Genomic DNA, 4,038 nt, shown 5'->3' with positions numbered 1-4,038 from the left:
CCGCCCCCCAGACCGGAGGATTCCCCGCCCAGACCGGCGGCTTCCCCGCACAGCCCGACACCGCCCGCCCCGGTACCCCCTTCCCTGTCCAGCCGGGCTCCGGCCCGCAGACCGGAGGATTCGCGGCGCAGCCAGGCGGGCTGCCCCAGCGGCAGACCGGCTCGCAGCCGGGAAGCCCCTCACCCGCGAGCGGCCCACACTCGGGGAGTCCGTCGCCTGCGGGCGGGCCGCTCCCGGGCGTGGACGTCCCCAGTCAAGGCGGCCCCGCCCAGTCCGGTGGCGGTCCGCACACCGGCCCCTATCCCGTCCCCGGCGTGCCGGGCTCCGGTTCGATTCCCAGCGGGCCCGCCCAGCGTGAGCCCGTGGCCGCGACGCCCGCGCCGTCCGAGACCGACCACGCGATGGTCCGGGTCGTCGACAGCCTGTTCCGCAGCCTGGACAAAAACGAGCTGGCCGTCGCCGTGCACCGGCTGTTCGCCGAGGACCCGATCAGCCTGCGCACGCTCGCGCACAAGATGCTCGTCGACCGCGACGTCCTCTCCCAGGCTCAGCGGACGGCGGAGGAACGCGTCCTGCACTGGCTGCGCTCGTCGGAGTCCGCGCCGGTCACCGGCCACATGTTCCGCCTGACCGAATGGCTCGGCACGGCCGCCACCCAGGACCAGCTCATCGGCGCCGACCCGGCGCACCCGGTGACGGTCCCGTCGCTGCGCACCCCGCTCTGGCGCGTGCTCGTCACGCTCATGCCGGACCGCCGCCTCCAGGACGGCTGGCTCGTCGTCGGCGACATCCACGGCCTCCAGGCCCGCACCAGGCAGCTCCTCGCCTCGCACCCGGGCGAAAGCGACGCGGTCGAGCTGCTGAGCGAGCTGGGCATCCGCACGCACTCGGCCAAGGCCTGGCTCGACGCCCTCCCGCTGGAGTCGGCCGAGCACGCCCCGCCCGCGCCGACCCCCGCCCAGCCGCTGCCCCGCCGCACCCCCGGAGCCAACGGCCACCACCACCGGGGCGGCCAGCCCATCCCGGCCGCGACGTCCGGGTCCATCGACCCGTCGGCGGCGCTCGCCACCCTGTCCGCCCTGTCGGGCAGCCGCCCCCCTGTCCGCCCCGGCGCCCTGGCGGGCGCCCCGGCCACCCCGCCGGCCCCGATCCCCAGCCCCTCCTCGGACCCGCGCCGTTGGCAGCGCATTGAGGTCACCCCCGAGCACCTCAGGGGCGGCCCCGTGCCGGTGCCGGAGGGCTACGCCGCCCAGCTCGGCATGCGCCCCGGCACGCTCCTGTCGGTGACGGGCCCCGGAGACAACGCGATCGTCCTCGTCTGGCAGGGCCACCAGCCGGTCTTCGACTCGCTCCAGCCGGTGCTGATGCGCCTCAACGCGCGCCCCGGCGACCAGGTCTACGTCACCGTGGACGGCTACCGCCTCGAAGCCCAGCTCACCGGCTGAGCAGCCAGGATCCACGCTCCCGCGACACACGCTCCGGACTCCGCGGCACACCTCACGGCAGGCGCTCCGAGCGTCACCACGCGGGCCTGACAGCGGCGTCCCAGGGGCCCAGGAGGTCCCCCGCGAGCCTTCGTCATCACCGCGCTAGAAGCGGTAGTGAAGTACCACGTTCCCCTTCCGGGACAAGGACGCGCTCGGCGCGGACAGGCGGTTCGCCAGGCGAAGCCCCAGCGGGAACGCTGCGACCTCGGGCTCGCGCGAGCACAGGATCTCCTTGACCAGCTTCAGCTTGGGGTTCCAGCGTTCCGGTACTCGGGGATCGTCGAAGCCGGGGAACTTGGTGACGCCCGTGATGGTTCGAGCGCCGGCAAAGCGTTTCTGGGCCCAGACGGCGAATCGGCTGTAGCCGTTGAAGGCGATCTCCCCGCTGGGGAAGTGGCTGATGAGGCGGCCCGCCAGGGAGATCATCTCCTCCTCGGAGAGGAACGCGATCAGCCCGTCGGCGACGATCACCGCGGGGCGATCGGTGGGCAGGAGGTCCAGCCACCCGGGGTCGGTCAGATCGGCGCCGACGCCGTGGGGAGTCGCGTCGTCCGGCAGTAGTTGCCGCCGGGCGGCGATGACCTCGGGGAAGTCGATGTCGTACCAGTCGACGGTGGGTGGCGGGGCGATGCGGAGCACCCGGCTATCCAGGCCCGCGCCGAGGTCGAGGCCGACCGCGTCGGGGTGGCGGGCGATGAACCGCTGGGCCACCTCGTCCATCTTCTTGGCCCGATGCGCGATGTAGATGGCACTGCTCGAGGGGATGTGGAGGTTCTTGTAGTCGTAGTCGACCTTCCGCACGATCTCGTCGGCCATCTGGTCGCCCAGAATGGGGTGGGACAAGCGGTTGTCGAGCGCTCTGCCGCACAGCGTCAGCCACAGGCTTGCCTGCAACGGCGTGAAGTCCGGAATGGTGAGTGCCATCGGTCATTCATCCTTGTTCGGGGAGTTCGAGGGGTCCTGTGCGGCTTCCCAGGCGGCCTGGGCCGCTTTCAGGGGCGCGTCGTCCGCGTACATGCCGTGCGTGTAGAGCTCGAGTGTCGGCAGCACCATCCGACGCAGGACTTCGGGGCCGAAGCGCTCGTGCCCGAGCGCGCGCGCCAGGGGCGGCGCCATGTTCAGCGTGGCCAGGCTGATCAGCACGTTCAGCACCGCCAGAGCCCGGACGTCCGAGGACGGGCGCATCGAGCCGTCGGCGATCCCGGCCCGCAGGATCTCCTCGGACTCGTCCACCATCGTGTCGACGAACGTGGCCGCGGCAGGGGTGTCCTCCTCGATCGCGCGCACCATGTACTGCACCTGAAGGCGGTACTCCTCCGGGTTCGACATGAACTCGCGCAGGACGTCCTGCATGCCGGCCGGGCGGGCGTCGTCGCGGGCCCGCCGGACCAGGGTTCGCAGGACGTGGTCGTCGCAGGCGCTCCGGAGCTTGTCCTTGCTGCCGAAGTGATGGATGACCAGGCCGGCGCTCACCCCTGCCGTGGCCGCGATGGCGCGCAGGTTGGTCTTCTGGAAGCCGTCGCGGGCGAAGTGGGCGATGGCGGCGTTGCGAATCTTGGCCTGAGCGGTCAGGTCCGACTGCGCTGAACACATGTTTAGGATGCTATACGCGCGTTTAGCCCGTGGCAAGTGAACCCGCGCACACCAGTCCGTCGGCGGGTGCAGGAGGGGCGTGCGACTGGCTGAACGGCAGCCGGCTCGCGGCGACGAGCGTCCGGGTGCCGGCCCGTGCGGCTCCTGCCGCCCACGGTCTGGCTGGACGGTCAGGAGCATGTGCTAAATTAGGGGCGCTGCAGTTGTGGTACCCATAGAGACTTCTGTGCGCCTGATGGGATGTGACCTTCAGGTGCACTAGTGTTTTCCGATCATCTCCGGATGGGCTCATCGCGGCGACCTGGGATTCGTACGGTGCGGATCCCTGCTCTGCACCTGTCAAAGGAGATCGACATGGCTTCAGGAACCGTCAAGTGGTTCAACGCTGAAAAGGGCTTCGGCTTCATCGCCCAGGACGGCGGCGGCGCCGACGTCTTCGCCCACTACTCCAACATCGTCTCCCAGGGCGGTTACCGGGAACTGCACGAAGGCCAGAAGGTGTCCTTCGACGTCACCCAGGGCCAGAAGGGCCCGCAGGCCGAGAACATCGTTCCCGCCTGACCCGGCCAACGCCACGAGCGGGGCCCGCACCTCAAGGGGTGCGGGCCCCGTTCGCTTTCCTGGGTTCCGGGGATGAGACTGCTGAATCGTCAGATGTCGCGGGCGAACAGGCCGAGGCGGTGGGCGGTGGCGGCGGCCTCACCCCGGGACGCCACCCCCAGCTTGGCCAGGATGTTGGAGACGTGGACGCTGACCGTCTTGGCCGAGATGAACAGCTCGGCGGCGATCTCCCGGTTGCTGCGGCCGTTCGTCACCTGCTGGAGCACCTCCAGTTCGCGGGCCGTCAAGCCGTGAGTCACGTTGTCGGGGGCCGGTTCGTCCGCGACCGCGATGCGCGCCCGGCGGCCGAACGCGTCGAGCTCGGCCAGCAGCGGCGCGGCGCCGAGCTGGTCGGCCA

4 protein-coding genes and 1 pseudogene are annotated in these 4,038 nt (G+C 71.0%); 2 read left to right on the top strand and 3 right to left on the bottom strand.

The genetic code is table 11. From position 1 onward, the window contains the following. Positions 1-1,445 (top strand): annotated as a pseudogene (locus ABZ297_RS44505) (hypothetical protein); the annotation flags it as partial. Positions 1,446-1,589: 144 nt separating this feature from the next. On the opposite strand, the gene ABZ297_RS44500 reads toward ABZ297_RS44505, so the two are convergent. Together ABZ297_RS44500 and ABZ297_RS44495 are read right to left on the bottom strand one after the other, a co-directional pair. Beyond that, complete coding sequence (locus tag ABZ297_RS44500) at positions 1,590-2,411, bottom strand: class I SAM-dependent methyltransferase (protein WP_355359870.1); 822 nt, start codon at positions 2,409-2,411, stop codon at positions 1,590-1,592. A gap of 3 nt (positions 2,412-2,414) precedes the next feature. Then, positions 2,415-3,080: a TetR family transcriptional regulator gene (locus ABZ297_RS44495; RefSeq protein WP_355359867.1), complete on the bottom strand. Its 666-nt coding sequence runs from the start codon at positions 3,078-3,080 to the stop codon at positions 2,415-2,417. Positions 3,081-3,434: 354 nt separating this feature from the next. Here ABZ297_RS44495 and ABZ297_RS44490 point away from each other — a divergent pair, with 354 nt between their 5' ends. Beyond that, a complete protein-coding gene (locus tag ABZ297_RS44490; protein WP_355359864.1) occupies positions 3,435-3,641 on the top strand; it encodes a cold-shock protein in 207 nt (68 codons plus the stop codon). Between the two features lie 89 nt (positions 3,642-3,730). On the opposite strand, the gene ABZ297_RS44485 is transcribed toward ABZ297_RS44490, so the two are convergent. Further along, positions 3,731-4,038, bottom strand: a 308-nt coding sequence (locus ABZ297_RS44485) for a response regulator transcription factor (protein WP_355359861.1), incomplete at its 5' end; no start/stop codon positions are given.

Source organism: Nonomuraea sp. NPDC005983 (genome assembly GCF_040614375.1).
Taxonomy (GTDB): domain Bacteria; phylum Actinomycetota; class Actinomycetes; order Streptosporangiales; family Streptosporangiaceae; genus Nonomuraea.
This window is presented reverse-complemented; position numbering and strand designations above follow the sequence as displayed.

Bases quoted from the DNA above. Each gene is read 5' to 3' on its own strand.
- ABZ297_RS44490 (WP_355359864.1), top strand. From the start codon at position 3,435: ATGGCTTCAGGAACCGTCAAGTGGTTCAACGCTGAAAAGGGCTTCGGC.
- ABZ297_RS44495 (WP_355359867.1), bottom strand. From the start codon at position 3,080: ATGTGTTCAGCGCAGTCGGACCTGACCGCTCAGGCCAAGATTCGCAAC.
- ABZ297_RS44500 (WP_355359870.1), bottom strand. From the start codon at position 2,411: ATGGCACTCACCATTCCGGACTTCACGCCGTTGCAGGCAAGCCTGTGG.